Annotated in this window: 11 protein-coding genes; 6 read left to right on the top strand and 5 right to left on the bottom strand. The window is 71.2% G+C overall.

From position 1 onward, the window contains the following. Position 1: 1 nt before the first annotated feature. Entirely contained in the window at positions 2-1,570 is a 1,569-nt protein-coding gene (locus BSZ37_RS13765; protein WP_095511103.1) for a sodium:solute symporter, read from the top strand. Beyond that, entirely contained in the window at positions 1,567-4,068 is a 2,502-nt protein-coding gene (locus BSZ37_RS13760) for an HD family phosphohydrolase (RefSeq protein ID WP_095511102.1), read from the top strand. Before BSZ37_RS13765 ends, BSZ37_RS13760 begins: the two co-directional genes overlap by 4 nt. Positions 4,069-4,182: 114 nt before the next feature. On the opposite strand, the gene BSZ37_RS13755 is transcribed toward BSZ37_RS13760, so the two are convergent. The 5 genes from BSZ37_RS13755 to BSZ37_RS22080 all read right to left on the bottom strand — a co-directional run bounded on the left by BSZ37_RS13755 (position 4,183) and on the right by BSZ37_RS22080 (position 8,501). Then, positions 4,183-5,106: a GntR family transcriptional regulator gene (locus tag BSZ37_RS13755; protein ID WP_179299640.1), complete on the bottom strand. Its 924-nt coding sequence runs from the start codon at positions 5,104-5,106 to the stop codon at positions 4,183-4,185. Positions 5,107-5,226: 120 nt separating this feature from the next. Continuing rightward, entirely contained in the window at positions 5,227-6,006 is a 780-nt protein-coding gene (ppgK, locus tag BSZ37_RS13750; RefSeq protein WP_095511100.1) for a polyphosphate--glucose phosphotransferase, read from the bottom strand. 8 nt (positions 6,007-6,014) lie between these two features. Then, on the bottom strand, positions 6,015-7,013 hold the full coding sequence (egtD, locus tag BSZ37_RS13745) for an L-histidine N(alpha)-methyltransferase (RefSeq protein ID WP_218830503.1): 999 nt from the start codon (positions 7,011-7,013) through the stop codon (positions 6,015-6,017). Continuing rightward, the gene (egtB, locus tag BSZ37_RS13740) at positions 7,010-8,338 is read right to left on the bottom strand and encodes an ergothioneine biosynthesis protein EgtB (protein ID WP_095511099.1); all 1,329 of its coding nucleotides are present in this window, start codon (positions 8,336-8,338) and stop codon (positions 7,010-7,012) included. The genes egtD and egtB overlap by 4 nt, the downstream gene beginning before the upstream one ends. Positions 8,339-8,342: 4 nt before the next feature. Continuing rightward, complete coding sequence (locus BSZ37_RS22080) at positions 8,343-8,501, bottom strand: hypothetical protein (protein WP_179299639.1); 159 nt, start codon at positions 8,499-8,501, stop codon at positions 8,343-8,345. A 56-nt stretch (positions 8,502-8,557) separates the two neighbouring features. On the opposite strand from BSZ37_RS22080, the gene BSZ37_RS13735 reads away from it, so the two are divergent. From BSZ37_RS13735 to BSZ37_RS13720, 4 genes are all read left to right on the top strand, one after another. Further along, complete coding sequence (locus tag BSZ37_RS13735) at positions 8,558-9,058, top strand: MOSC domain-containing protein (RefSeq protein WP_095511098.1); 501 nt, start codon at positions 8,558-8,560, stop codon at positions 9,056-9,058. Positions 9,059-9,080: 22 nt separating this feature from the next. Further along, positions 9,081-10,961 carry a DNA primase gene (gene dnaG / locus BSZ37_RS13730; protein ID WP_095511097.1) on the top strand — a complete coding sequence of 627 codons (1,881 nt, stop codon included), beginning with the start codon at positions 9,081-9,083 and terminating at the stop codon, positions 10,959-10,961. Between the two features lie 238 nt (positions 10,962-11,199). Then, a complete protein-coding gene (gene ppk1 / locus BSZ37_RS13725; protein WP_095511096.1) occupies positions 11,200-13,482 on the top strand; it encodes a polyphosphate kinase 1 in 2,283 nt (760 codons plus the stop codon). Positions 13,483-13,496: 14 nt separating this feature from the next. Beyond that, positions 13,497-14,012, top strand: a complete 516-nt coding sequence (locus tag BSZ37_RS13720; protein ID WP_095511095.1) for a cupredoxin domain-containing protein — start codon at positions 13,497-13,499, stop codon at positions 14,010-14,012. The last annotated feature ends 10 nt before the right edge of the window (positions 14,013-14,022 follow it).

Below are 14,022 nucleotides of genomic sequence, written 5' to 3'. Positions count from 1 at the left end.
CGTGCTCACGCCGCTCGACTTCGCCGTCCTCGTGCTTTACGCCGTCGGCATCGTCGCCTTCGGCCTCAAGGCCGGCGGGCGGCAGACCTCGACGCGGGACTACTTCCTCGGCGGCCGCGACCTCCCGTGGTGGGCCGTCTGCTTCTCGGTCGTCGCGACGGAGACCAGCACGCTGACCGTCATCGGTGTCCCTGCCGTGGCGTACGGGGGCGCGCTGACGTTCCTCCAACTCACGATCGGCTACGTAATCGGGCGCGTCGTGGTGGCCTACGTTCTCCTGCCTCGGTATTTCCGTGGGGAGCTCCAGACGGCCTACGCGTTCCTCGGCGACCGCTTCGGCGACGGGATGCGGGGGCTCGCGTCGGTCACGTTCCTCGTCACGCGGCTGCTGGCCGACGGCGTGCGCCTGTTCGCGACGGCGATCCCGATCCAGGTGGTCGCCCGCGCGGCCGGGTTCGAGGTCGGGTACCCGACGGTGATCCTCGCGATCGGCGTCGTGACGGCGGCCTACACGTACGTCGGCGGCCTCAAGGCGGTGGTGTGGATGGACGTGGTCCAGATGGGGATCTACGTCGGCGGAGCCGTCCTGGCGGTCGTCCTCCTGGCCGTATCCCCGATGGCCGGGTCCTGGGCCGCGGCCGCCGAGGCGGGCAAGCTCCAGCTCCTCGACCTCGGGATGGCCGACGGCCTCGGGGTCATGCTCACCTCGCCGTACGCGTTGCCGGTCGCCGTCCTCGGCGGCGCCGTGTTCTCGATGGCCTCGCATGGGACCGACCAACTCATCGTCCAGCGGATCCTGGCGTGCCGCACCCTCGAGGAGGGCCGGAAGGCGATGGTCTGGAGCGGGATCGTCGTCGCGGTCCAGTTCGCCCTGTTCTTGCTGGTCGGGCTGATGCTGTGGGTCCACTACGGCGGTGCCCCCCTCGCCGACCTCGGCCTGACGCGCGGCGACGAGGTGTTCCCGATGTACATCCTCAACGAGATGCCGCCCGGGCTTCGGGGGCTGCTGCTGGCCGGCATCGTGGCCGCGGCCATGAGCACCTTGTCGTCGTCGCTCAATGCGCTCGCGGGCTCGACGCTCATGGACTTGTTGGAGCGGTTCGGCCACGCGCCCGAGACGCCGGAGAAGGCGCTCGCGCTCAGCCGCGTGCTCACGCTCGTGTGGGCCGGCGTGTTCGTCGGCTTCGCGATGCTGTTCACCGGCCTCGACAACCCGGTCGTCGAGCTAGGCCTCGGGATCGCCGGGTTCACGTACGGCGGCCTGCTCGGGGCGTTCGCCCTGGGCCTCCTGTCCCGCCGCGCCCGCCAGACGGACGCGATGGTCGCGTTCGTGGTCACGATCGCGGCGATGGTGCTCCTGATCTTCGGGCTCTGGTGGAGCACCGAGACCAGCTCGTGGACGCTCGACTGGCGCCCGTCGGCGGCCATTCGCGACACGCTGGGGCTCCGGGCCGTCGCGTGGCCGCTCTACCCCGTGATCGGCAGCGTGTTCATGGTCGTGCTCGGCAGCCTGCTCGCGCTCCGCCACGCGGGAGCCGATGCGGCGGCGGAGCGTCCCACGAGCCCATGAGCTTCCTCGACCGCCTCGGTCTCTCGCCCAAGCCCGGCCGGTACTCCCGCCGGGCGGGGCTCCGTGCGGACCGTCGCCCTGAGCGCGAAACGCCCAGGATGTCGCGGCAGGAGGTGCTCTCTCGCGTCGGCCTCTTCCTCGCGCTCGCGACGCTCGCCCTCCTCGCGTTCCCCAACGTCACGGTGTACGACGGGACCGCCGAGCCCGGCGACGTGTGGCAGCAGGACGACGTCGTCGCGCCGTTCGACTTCTCGATCCGGCTGCCCGACTCGACGTTCGCGTCGCGCCGCGACTCGGTCCTCCGCTCGGAGTCCCCCATCTTCCGGGAGCGGCCGGAGGCCCTAGCGCAGACGCTCGCCCGGCTCGACTCGGTCGACGCCCGGCTCGACTCGGCCTTCGTGGCCTACGTCGACTGGCGTCAGGCGGGCGCGCGCCTCGCCGACGCCCGCGAGGCGGACCCCGACCGCGAGACGCCGCCCGACATCGACGCGCTCCGCGCGGCCGTCCGCCGCGACTCGGTCCAGTACCTGACGCAGCGGGAGGCGCTGACGCTGAGCCTCAGCCCGCGCCAGTGGCAGCTCCTCCTGGCCTCCGCCTACGACGTGGCGACGGGCCGGGCCGGTGGGCCGACGCTCGACGACCGTCTGCTCGGCGAGGCCGGCCGGATCGCGCGCGAGTTGCTGGCCCGCGGCGTCCTCGACGTCCCGATCGATTCCGTGCGCGCCCCGACGCTGCTCGTGCAGGACATCGAGGAGCGGAGCGAGACGGAGCGACAGCGGAGCGACGTCGTCGGCTACAACCAGGCGTCGACGCTGGCTCGAAGGAGCCTCTTCGCAGCGTTCCCGCAGAAGCCGGACACCGTCGCGATCGGCGCGGCCCTGTTCGCCTCGGTGCTCGACCCGTCGCTGGTCTACGACGCGGAGGCTACGCAGCGGATGCGCGAGCAGACGCTCCAGTCGGTCCTCCCCACGCGCGGGCGCGTGCGGGAGAACCAGATCATCATCCGGCGCTACGACGAGGTCACGCAGGAGCGCTGGGAGATGCTCCAGTCGCTGGACTACGCGCAGCGCGAGCGGAGCGGCGACAAGAAGTGGATCGTGACGGTCCTCGGCCGGACGATCCTCGTGTTCTCGGCGATCGCCCTGTTCTTCCTCTACACGTACCTCCTCCGCCCGACCCTCTTCGCCGACCTCCGCCAGTTCACCCTGGCGTGCATCGTCCTTGGCGCGGTCATCTTCGGGTACCTCGTCGCGGGGGCCGTGGAGTGGGGGGGCGCGATCTACGTGGTGCCGGTCTCGCTGGCCTCGATCCTGCTGACGATCGTGTTCGACAGCCGCGTGGGGAGCTTCGCGACCCTGACGCTGGCGGCGATCGGCGGGCTCGCGTTTGGGTACAACTTCCCGTTCACGTTCGCCACGCTCATTGTCGGCGTGCTGGCCGTGTTCTCTGTCCGCGACGTTAAGAACCGGAGTCAGATCCTCGCCTCGGCCGGCCTCGTGCTCCTCGCGTACGCCCTCGTCCTGCTGGGCCACGAGCTGCTCCGCGCCGACCCGTTCACGTCCGACTTCTGGGCGGACCTCGTCGCCGTCGCCGTCAACGCCGCGCTCATCCTGCTCGCGGCGCCCGTCCTTTGGGGCATGGAACGCGTCTTTGGCGTGACGACCGACATGACCCTCCTCGAGCTCTCCGACACGAACCGGCCGCTCCTGAAGAAGCTGTCGATGCAGGCGCCGGGCACGTTCAACCACTCGCTCCAGGTCGCCAACCTCGCTGAGGCCGCCGCGGACGCGGTCGGCGCGAACGCGCTCCGGGCTCGCGTCGGCGCGCTGTACCACGACATCGGCAAGATGCTGAAGCCGGAGTACTTCATCGAGAACCAGCAGCCCGGCGACAACCCGCACGAGAAGCTGAAGCCGTCGATGAGCGCGCTTGTCATCGCGGCGCACGTCAAGGAGGGCGTCCAACTCGGTCGGGAGCAGAACCTCCCGGAGGTCGTCATCGACTTTATCGCGAGCCACCACGGGACGGGACTCATCGAGTACTTCTACCGGAAGGCGCAGGAGGCCGAGGAGGACCCGTCGGTCGTCGACGAGTCGGACTATCGGTACCCGGGCCCGCGGCCGCAGACGAACGAGCAGGCCATCGTCATGCTGGCCGACTCGGTCGAGGCCGCCTCGCGGAGCCTCTCGAAGCCGACGCCGAGGCGGCTGGAGTCGCTCATCGACGCCATCGTCGCGGCCCGGGTCGCCGACGGCCAGCTCGACGAGTCCGCGCTCACGTTCGCGGACCTCGCGCGGATCAAGGAGGCGTTCCACGGGCTCCTCTGCGGCATCTACCATTTCCGCGTCCGCTACCCCGACCAGGCGGAAGAGGAGGCGCCCTCCGGCGACGGCGCCGCGACCGACGCCGCGTCCGACGAGCTCGAGGTGGCCGCCGACGCGGCCCCGGACGCCAACGAGGAGAGGCCCACCACCGAGGAACGGTCGACGTTGGGGTGAGGGGCCCGTCCCGTGTGCGGGAGTCGGGAAGCCCCCGGGGCCCGGTCGTCGGGGGAGGCGGTCCGGCCGTCGGACGCGTTCCGCCGTCTCGACAGGGACCGCTCCTTGTCTCCCTCACACCGCCAGGGCGTCGCGGAGGCGGGCGAGCGAGGCCGGCGCCAGCGTCGGCGCCAGCTCGGCGTTGGGCGTGTCGAGCGCCGTCAGCACGGGGCGGACGCGCCGGCGGGCCTGCGGCGTGAACGCCACGAACGCCGACTGGCGGACGACCGTCTCGAGCTGCCGCCGGTCGGCGTCGACGGGCAGGCCGAGGAGCGGGCCGGCAAACCCCGTCCGCTGGCGGAGCTCGTCGGAGAGCGGCGCGACGGCGTCGGCGTGCCGCGTGACGAGCCCGAGCGACTCGCCGGGCCCCAGCCGCGCGATCTGCTCCAACACGTCGAGCGGGTACTCGACCGCCGCGCCGACGATCTCGGCCTGCGGGCGTGCGCGGCGGGCTGCGCGGAGATCGGGGAGGGCGACGACGAGCCCGTCGAGCGCATCGAGCGCGGTGAGCTCCGTGAGCAACGACGGCGTCACCCGCTCTTGGAGCGCGGCCCCGGCCTGTTCCGCTCCGCTCTCCGCCAGCTCCCGGTAGCCCGCCGCGAACACGAGCGTCCGCCTCGGCCCCGGCCGCTCGAAAAACTGCAGCCCCTCCTGGACGACGTAGTCCACCTCGTCGTCGCTGAGCCCGAGGCCGACCAGCTTGTGTAGCGCCTCCTCGACGACGCCGGCCCCCCGCTCCAGCCGCTCGGCCCGGGACAGCGCCTGGCGCTCGACGACGATGTACCCGCCGCCCCGCCGGACGTCGACGATGCCCTCCTCGGCCAGTCGCTGGTACCCCTTGCGGACCGTGTGGAACGAGATCCCGAGCTGGTCCCCGAGCTGCCGTGTCGAGGGCAGCCGGGCCCCCGGCCGGTACCGGCCCGAGGCGATCTCGTACCGCATGGCCTCGACGAGCTGCTCGGCGAGGGGAAGCGGGGCGTCGCGGTCAAGCTCGATCACGGATAGCGGGGGGAGGAGATGGGAACCGGCAGAGCCAACGGAGAGGCAGGACATGATCGCGCCGACTGGCGCCGCCATCTGCCCGATTCCCATTTCCCTGGACCCCCGTCCCCGCGAGCCCTACCCCTTCAGCATGCGCCGGGCCGCGAGCGCCGCGCCGACGATGCCCGCCTCGTTACCGAGGGCGGCGGGGACGATCCGGGCCTTCGTGTCCAAGAACTTCCCGAACTGCTCCCACCGGTCGGGTCGACTGACGCCACCGCCGACGATGATGAGGTCGGGGGAGAGGATGAACTCGTACATCGCCAGCACGGGTCGCACGCGCTTTTTCGCCCAGCGCTCCCACGACAGGTGCTCCTTCGAGCGGATCGAGTCCGCCGCGACGTGCTCGGCGATCCGCTTGTCGAACTTTATGTGGCCGAACTCCGTGTTGGGCACGAGGTGGCCGTCGGTGAAGAGCGCGCTGCCGATGCCCGTCCCGAACGTCAGGAGGAGCACGGTGCCATTCGCCCCCTTGCCGGCGCCGAACGTCATCTCGGCCAGTCCGGCCGCGTCGGCGTCGTTGAGGACGGCGACGGGGACGCCGCAGGTGTCGCTGAACAGCTTCTGCGCATCGGTCCCGATCCACGAGTCGTCGATGTTGGCCGCGGTCTGGACGATGCCCCGAACCACGCGGCCCGGGACCGTGCAGCCGAGCGCCTTCTTCCACCCGTGAGCCTCCATCACCTGCCGCATCGTCTCGGCGACGGCCTTCGGCGTGGCCGGCTGCGGCGTCGGGATCCGGTGCCGCTCTTCGAGGAGGATGCCCTTCTTAGTGTGGACCGGCGCCCCCTTGATCCCTGACCCGCCGATGTCGACGCCGAGGATCTTGCGGGGGACCTTCTTTTTCTTCTTGCCCATAGGGGAAGCTAGTGCGGTCGGGCGTCGGCTGTTTCGTAGAGCTCGACGGCGAACCAGCCCCTGGGGTCGGTCCACCGCCGGCGCCGCACGAGGCCGGCGTCCTCGGCGAGAGAGGCCAGCCCGTCGGGGCCGAACTTGTGGGAGTCCTCCGTGTGGATCGACTCGCCGGCCTCGAACCTGAAGCGCTCCCCCAGCACGGTCAGCGTCTGGTCTACCAAGGACCGGAGGTGCATCTCCACCCGCGGCGGGTCGTCGTCGAGGCGGACCTCGTGCGCCCACGCGTCGAGATCGGCGTCCCCGTCGAGTTCGCGGTTGATGCGGCGGAGTACGTTCAGGTTGAACTCGGCCGTGACGCCCTCGGGGTCGTCGTAGGCACGGCGGAGGACGTCCTCGTCCTTCCACTGGTCGACGCCAATGAGGAGCGCGCCGTCGGGCCCGGCCACCTCGGCGACGTGGCGGAGGAAGTCGCGCGCCTCCGGCTGGGTAAAGTTGCCGACCGTCGAGCCGGGGAAGAACACGACGACGCGGGAGGTCTCGGACGGGAGCTCCGGGAGGTCGAAGGCCCGCGTGTAGTCGGCCGCGACGGGGAGGACCGGAAGCCCGGGGTAGGCTTCTCGGAGCGACACGGCGGTCTGTTCCAGGAACGCCGCCGAGATGTCGATGGGGACGTAGGCCGCGAGCGTCCGGCGCGCGTGGAGGGCGTCGAGAAGGATGCGCGTCTTCTCGCTCGACCCGCTCCCGTATTCGACCAGCGCCGCGTTTTTGCCGATGGCCTCGACCATCTCGTCGGCGTGGTCGAGCAGGATCTGGCGCTCGGTCCGGGTGGGGTAGTAGGCGTCGAGCCGCGTGATGGCGTCGAAGAGGCGCGAGCCGCGCTCGTCGTAGAAGTACTTGGCCGGTATCGCGCGGGGCCGCTCGGCGAGGCCCGCCAGCACGTCCCGGCCGAAGGCCGAGGCGGGCGCGTCCGTCTCCAGTTCGGGCTCCTCCGGCAGGGACGGCGGCGTCACGAGCGGGCGAGGCGGAGGCCGGTGAACTGCCACGTTGCGTCGGGGGGGAAGAAGTTGCGGTAGGTCGGGCGGATGTGGCTCCGGCTCGTGGCGACGCTCCCGCCGCGGAGCACGAACTGGTTCGCCATGAACTTGCCGTTGTACTCTCCGAGGGCGCCCTCGACGGGCTTGTAGCCAGGGTAGGGCGTGTACTGGCTGTGCGTCCACTGCCACACCTCGCCGTACATCTGGCGGAGCGCGGGGCTCTCGGCGGGCGTCCCGTCGCCACCGACCGGCACGGCCGGGGTGGGGTGGAAGCGGCCGGCGTCGGCGAAGGGGCCGGGGGCGTCACCGGTGCCGTCCCAGACCGTCCGAGCGGCGACCTCCCACTCGAACTCGCTCGGCAGCCGGGCGCCGGCCCAGCGGGCGAACGCGTCGGCCTCGAAGCAGCTGAGGTGGGAGACCGGCTCGTTCGGGTCGACCGGCTTCATCCCCGACAGCGTGAACACGGAGTAGCCGGTCGGCGAGGCCTCGTCGCGTTCCCAGTAGAACGGCTCGGTCCACTCGTTCTCGACGCGCGACGCCCAGCCGAGCGACAGCCACAGCGGCGTGTCGTCGTAGCCGCCGTCGGCCATGAACGCGAGGTACTCCCCGCACGTCACGAGGCGGTCGGCGATCTCGAAGGCCTCCACGAACTGGCGGTGCCGCGGGCGCTCGTTATCGAAGTGGAACCGCCCGCGGCTCGTGGTCGCGTCCTGCGACTCGAACCCGACCTCGTGGAGCCCTGCCTCGAAAGGGCGCCACCCGAGAGGACCGGGGTCGACCGACGGCACGTCGACGGGCTCACGGAATGCCGGCCGCAGCGGGTTGACGGCGAACACGTGCTTGAGGTCGGTCAGCATCAGCTCCTGGTGCTGCTGCTCGTGGTGGAGCCCGACTTCGATCACGTCGGCCACCTCGGGCCGGTCCGCCTCGGCGAAGCCGTCGAGGAACTCAGCCATCGCCTCATCGACGTGGCGACGGTAGGCGAACACCTCCTCGACCGTCGGGCGCGAGAGGTAGCCGCGCTGGGCGCGGCAATGGCGCTCGCCGGCCTGGACGTAGTAGCTGTTGAAGAGGAACGGGTAGCGCTCGTCGTAGAGTTGGTAGCCGTCGGCGAACGGCGTGAGAACGAAGGTCTCCCAGAACCACGTCGTGTGGGCGAGGTGCCACTTGGTGGGGGAGACGTCCTCCATCGACTGGACGACGAAGTCCTCGGTAGCGAGACCGTCGCAGAGCGACTCGGTAAAGGCGCGGACCTCGGCGAATCGGGCGCCGAGGTCGGTGGCGGTGGCGGCGAGGGGCACGGCGCTAGTCGGTGGGGGAGACGTCGGTGTCGCCGTCGTCGTCACGGACGTCCGTGTCGTCGTCGGCCCGGCCCTGCGGCGTGGGCGGGATTTCCTGGTCTACCTGAGTGATGTCGTCGTCGGTCGGCTCGGCGTCCTGGGGGGAGGTGGGCGTTTCGGACATGGGACCTGGGAGAGGGGAGGGCGTTGACCGACGAGCCCTCGCCCCCGTTCCGTCCCATGCCTGGTGGTCTCCTTGACATTTATCTGGCCCCGGCTGCGGGCGCCCCCGTCCGCCGCGTCGGCCGCGCCGAGGCGGTCGCAGGGCGCGGGCTGGAAGGCGATCGGTATGCCGCCGGCGAGGGGTCGTTCAGCCGCTGGCCCGGCAAGGGGCGCGACGTGACGCTCATCGCCGCCGAGGCCATCGAGGCGGCCGAGGCCGAGTTCGGCGTCGCGATCGCCGAGGGCCAGCACCGCCGCAACCTCGTCGTCGAGGGCGTGCCGCTCGACGACCTCCGCGGGGTCCCCTTCGCCATCGGCGGCGCGCGGTTCGAAGGCGTCCGCCTGTGCGCGCCGTGCAAGTACCTCGTCCGCGTGACGGGGCAGGACCGGATCTTCGACGCGCTCGTCCGGCGCGGCGGCCTCCGCGCCTCGGTGGTGTCGTCGGGGACCCTCGCGGTGGGCGACGCCGTCACGTGGGACCCCGCCGACGTCGCGCGCCGCCCGACGCTCCCGGGGTAAACTGCCGGCCCCCGCCACGCCCATGCCCGGAATCCCAGACGCCACCATCGACGAGGTCCGCGCGGCCTCCGACCTCGTTGACGTCGTGAGCGACCGCGTGCGCCTCAAAAAGCAGGGCCAGCGGTTCATGGGCCTCTGCCCGTTCCACAACGAGAAGTCCCCGTCGTTCTCGGTCGACCCGTCGCAGAACCTGTACTACTGCTTTGGCTGCCGGCGCGGTGGCGACGTGTTCAAGTTCGTGGAGGAGATCGAGGGCGTCGGGTTCCTGGACGCCGTCCGGCTCTTGGCCGACCGAGCGGGCATCGAGATCCGGGAGGAGGGCACGAGCCCGGAGGCCGACCGCCGCGGCGCGATGCACGCCGCGCTCCGGTTTGCGGCGGGCTACTTCTACACGACGCTCGGGACGCCGGACGGTGAGCGCGGCGTCGAGTACCTCCGCAAGCGGGGGTTCTCGAAGGACGCCGTCCGCGAGTTCGGCATCGGCGTCGCGACGCCCGCCTGGGACGGCCTCGTCCGCACGGCCACCGAGGCGGGGTACAAGCCGGAGGTTCTGGAGGCCGTCGGGCTGGCGAAGGAGCGGAATGGCGGCGGCCACTACGACGTGTTCCGCGACCGGCTCATGTTCCCGATCCTGTCGCCCATCGGGAAGGTGCTCGGCTTCGGCGGGCGGATCCTACCGGACACCCAGACGGGCAGCGACGACTACACGCCGGCCAAGTACGTCAACTCGCCCGAGACCGAGGTCTACCACAAGTCCCGCGTGCTGTACGGGATGAAGCAGGCCAAGCGGTCGATCCGGACGGAGCGCGAGGCCGTTGTGGTCGAGGGCTACGCCGATGTGGTGTCGCTGTGGGACGCCGGCGTCCGCAACGTCGTCGCCGCCAGCGGCACGGCGCTGACGCCGCAGCAGATGGACCTCCTGAAGAAGCTCGACGTCCAGCGCCTCGTTCTGCTCTTCGACGCCGACGCGGCGGGGCAGGGCGCCGCACGGAAGGGGGTCGACGTCGCCCTCGACGCTGGCCTGGCGCCGTACGCCGTCTCGCTGCCGGACGGCGCCGACCCCGACTCGTTCGTCCGCCAGTTCGGCGCCGACGCGTTCCGGGGCATCCTCCGCGACGAGCGGCTGGACTTCGTCGAGTTCCTCGTGCTGCAGGCCCGCCAGTCCGGCGCGCTCGCCACGCCCGAGGGCAAGAGCGACGCCGTCCGCGAGGTGCTCCGCACGATCAAGCGGCTCGGCGACCCGATCCAGTCGGGTGAGTACCTCCGCCGCGCCGCCGCGCTCCTCGACGTCTACGAGACCGACCTCCGCCGCCAGTTCGAGGGACAGGCCCCGCCTCGGTTGCGCCCTCGGCCCGAGCCTGAGACCGCGGAGTTCCAGGAGAGCACGCCGCCCCCTCTTCCGGAGCTCCGACCGGAGGAGGAGTCCTTGATCCGGCTCATGCTCGAACACGGCACGCCGATGGTCGAGCACGTCCTCACCCGGATGGGCGTCGACGAGTTCACGCCCGGGGCGCCGCGGGAGATCGTCCAGGCCCTGATCGCCCAGTTCGAGGCCGGCGCCATCGACGCGGGCCCGTTCGTTCGCGGCGAGCACGGCGAGTCCGCGCGTGTGCTCGTCGCCGAGGCCCTCGCCGAGCGGCACGGCCTCAGCACCGACAACTGGAAGGCGAAGGTCGGGACGACCGTCAAGGGGCGGGACAGCGCGCCGTTCGAGACCGCGACGTCGTCGATGCGGCTCCTCAAGCTCGATCGCGTCCAAGAGGCGATCACGGCGACGATGGCGGAGATCCAGTCGCGCGAGCGGGCCGGCGAGGACATCGCCGACCTCCAGGCCCAGGTGAACGAACTGAACGCGCTGCGGAGGACGATCGACCGAGGCGAGTTCATGGAGTGGGAGGGCTGACCCGGCCCGACGGCCTCCCGAGGCAGGGGCCTCCGCGCGGGGCGCCGAGGATCGGGTCGGCCTCGGTCTGAACGAGCAGGGCGACGCGAGCGGCGAGATCGGCGAGGGCCGGTCGGATCGGTTGGCCTCCCGGCCAGATCGGGCCCGGACAACGGAACGACGCTTCCGCGAGGACTCCGCCCGCCTCGGGAGCGCGGGGACGGCTCGCCCGTTCTACCTTGCCGCCCCCCCCAGACCCATGGCCGACGAACCCACCGCCGAGACGACGCCGACGCCCGGCGACGGCCTCCCCGACCTGCCCGCCGCAACGCCTGAGGCCGACGCGGACGACGCGGCGCCTGCCCTCGAGACCGCTGCCGTGCCCCCGGAGCCGACGCTCGACCAGGAGCTCGCGCTCGCCGTGGAGCCCGTCGAGGTGCCCGACGGCGCCCCGCTCGACCACCCCGCGCTCTATTTCAACCGCGAGCTGAGCTGGATCGACTTCAACTGGCGCGTCTTTTTTCAGGCCCTCGACGAGCGGGTGCCGCTGCTGGAGCGCGTCCGGTTCGTGGCGATCACGGCCAACAACCTCGACGAGTTTTACCGCAAGCGAATCGGGGGTCTCAAGCGCCAGCTCGGCGCTGGCGTCCGCGCGCTCTCGCCCGACGGGCGGACGCCGCGCGAGCAGCTCGAGCTCACGACGGCCGCCGTGCTCGATATGCAGGCCGAGCTCTCGCGCGTGTGGGAGGACGAGCTCCGCCCCGAACTGGCCGCCGCCGGCGTCGTCGTCCGCGAGTACGACAGCCTGGAGGACGACGAGCAGGCCGAGCTCGACCGGGTCTTCCGCGGCACCATCTTCCCGATCCTCACGCCGCTCGCGGTCGACTCGGGCCACCCGTTCCCGTTCATCTCGAACCTGTCGCTGTCGCTGGCGGTCACGCTCCGCCACCCGACGCGCGGGACCGAGCACTTCGCCCGACTGAAGGTCCCCACGGGCCGCGCTCGGTTCATGCCCGTCGACGGGTCCGAGGGCGAGTTCGTGGCCATCGAGGACCTGATCGCCAACAACGCCGAGGAGCTCTTCCGCGGCATGGACGTCGAGGGCGTCTACGCCTTCCGCGTCACGCGCAACGCGAGCGTCGACCGGAGCGAGGAGGAGGCCGACGACCTCCTGTCGATGATCTCCGAGGAGCTCCGCGAGCGGAAGTTCTCCGAGGTCGTCCGCCTCGAGGTCGAGGCCGAGATGCCCGACCGCGTCCGCGAGCTGCTCCGCCGCGAGCTCAACCTCACCGAGCCCGAGGACGTCGTCGAGGTCGACGGCCTGCTCGACCTCGCCGGCCTCGAGGCCCTCTACAAGGTCGACCGGTCCGACCTGAAGGATCTCCCGTGGGAGCCCGTCGTCCCGATCCGTCTGCGCCACATGGTGATGGAGGACGACGACGACATGTTCTCCGTCATCCGGAAGGGCGATCTGCTCGTCCACCACCCGTACGAGAGCTTCGCCGCCTCGACCCAGCGGTTCATCGAGGAGGCCGCCGAGGACCCCCGCGTCCTCGCCATCAAGCTGACGCTCTACCGGACCAGTCAGGACAGTCCCATCGTTCGGTCCCTCATCCGAGCGGCCGAGGCGGGCAAACAGGTCGCGGCTCTCGTCGAGCTCAAGGCCCGGTTCGACGAGGAGAACAACATCGAGTGGGCGCAGCGGCTGGAGCGGACGGGGGCGCACGTCGCGTACGGCCTCGTCGGCCTGAAGACGCACGCCAAGACGACGCTCATCGTCCGCGAGGAGCCCGGCGGGCTCCGCACGTACTGCCACCTCGGCACGGGCAACTACAACCCCACGACGGCCCGCTTCTACACCGACTTCGGCCTGTTCACGTGCCGCGAGGACATCGGCGAGGACCTCGTCGGCCTGTTCCACTTCCTGACCGGCTACGCGCCGGAGCAGGAGTACCAGACGCTGGCGGTCGCTCCTCGCGACCTCCGCTCCCGGTTCGTGTCCCTCATCCGCCGCGAGGTGGCCCACGCGAAGGCCGGGCGCAAGGCGCGGATCATCGCCAAGATGAACGCGCTCGACGACGTCGGGATCATCCAGGAGCTGTACTGCGCGAGCCGGGCCGGCGTCCAGATCGACCTCATCGTCCGCGGCCACACCCGGATGCGGCCCGGGGTCGAGGGCTACTCTGAGAACGTCCGCATCGTGTCGATCGTCGGCCGCTTCCTTGAGCACAGCCGGATCTACTACTTCCACAACGGCGGCGACGACGAGACCTACATCGGCTCGGCCGACTGGATGCGTCGCAACCTGGACGACCGCGTTGAGGTGGTCGCACCCGTCGAGGACGAGACGGCCCGGGCTCGGCTCAAGCGGACGCTCAAATTCTGTCTCGAAGACAACCGCCAGGCGTGGGACCTCGGGGCAGACGGCCGCTACTCGCTCCGCTGGCCGGGGGAGAACGAGAAGGTGCGCGCCTTCCACGACACGCTCATGCGCCGTGCCCGCCGGCGGACCGAAGAAGACGACGCGGCGTGGTCCTTCTAGGTGTGACGGGACGGATGAGGAGCGCTGGGTCCCCGAGTGCGGCCGTCAGGGTCGGCCGCCTCGGCGTCGTCGCGGCCGCCCTCGTGTGGCTGGGCGCGGGGTGCGCCGAGCCGCCCGGTCCGTCGCCGGAACAGCAGGCGATCTTCGCGCAGGAGGTCGATCAGGAGCTCGTCGTGCCGGCCGTCCGGAACGCGATGAGCTATGCGGTTGGCGAGGTCACAGCGCCGGCCGGAGCGACGGTCCGCCTCGTCATGGACAACTCCACGACGACGAGCCCGGCGATGGTCCACAACGTCGTCGTGGTCCAGTCCGAGGCGGCCGTCGAGCGGGTCGGTCGAGAGGCCGCCGGGGCGCCCGACAACATCCCGGAGGACGAGGCCATCCTGTTCTACACGCCCCTCGCGCGGCCGGGGCAACGGACGGCCGTCGTGTTTACGATGCCGCCGCCGGGGCGCTACCCGTTCCTCTGCACCTACCCCGGCCACTTCCGGTTCATGCAGGGCACCCTCGTCTCGACGCCGGCCGACTGACCGAGGCCGG

Origin of the sequence: Rubrivirga marina (assembly GCF_002283365.1) — a bacterium.
GTDB classification, from domain to species: Bacteria; Bacteroidota; Rhodothermia; order Rhodothermales; family Rubricoccaceae; genus Rubrivirga; species Rubrivirga marina.
This window is presented reverse-complemented; position numbering and strand designations above follow the sequence as displayed.